Annotated in this window: 1 protein-coding gene; it reads right to left on the bottom strand. The window is 52.6% G+C overall.

Annotated features, from left to right (window positions below):
* Positions 1 to 719: endonuclease domain-containing protein (locus P5683_RS25480; RefSeq protein WP_315669515.1), on the bottom strand; the 719-nt coding region annotated here is incomplete at both ends.

The following is a 719-nucleotide window of genomic DNA, read 5'->3' as shown; positions in this document are numbered from 1 at the left end:
TCCCCCTTCTCCCGGTTGGACAGAAGGGGTTAGGGGATGAGAGAAATTCATCTCGCCCTCACCCCCAGCCCCTCTCCCAGAGGAGGAGAGGGGAGTAAGAGTTTCTTGTCCCCCTTCTCCCGGTTGGACAGAAGGGGTTAGGGGATGAGAGAAATTCATCTCGCCCTCACCCCCAGCCCCTCTCCCAGAGGAGGAGAGGGGAGTAAGAGTTTCTTGTCCCCCTTCTCCCGGTTTGGGAGAAGGGGTTAGGGGATGAGGGCCAAACGCTTGACGGATAACAGCTAATGCCTCATCTAAATTCGTTTCAACTAACTCACTAGATAAGCGAATTACCCTCAAGCCTAATGACTCCAGCAATTCCTGTCGTTGTTGGTCTGCCTCTTGCTGCGATTTATGAATACCCCCATCGACTTCCACAATTAGCCGTTCTGCACCACAGAAGAAATCAACAATGAAGACTCCAATCGGCTGTTGTCGTCTAAATTTCCGTCCTTCTAGTTTGCGTCCACGCAGGCCTTGCCAAAGGATATGTTCACTGGGAGTGGGTTCTTTGCGAAATTGACGGGCAACTTCAGTCATTTTCTTTTTCAGGGCAGGGGGAACTTCCCAGTATTTGCCCTCACCCCCAGCCCCTCTCCCAGAGGAGGAGAGGGGAGTAAGAGTTTCTTGTCCCCCTTCTCCCGGTTTGGGAGAAGGGGTTAGGGGATGAGGGAAATTCA

The sequence above is a fragment of the Limnospira sp. PMC 1279.21 genome (assembly GCF_032349615.1).
GTDB classification, from domain to species: domain Bacteria; phylum Cyanobacteriota; class Cyanobacteriia; order Cyanobacteriales; family Microcoleaceae; genus Limnospira; species Limnospira fusiformis.
This window is presented reverse-complemented; position numbering and strand designations above follow the sequence as displayed.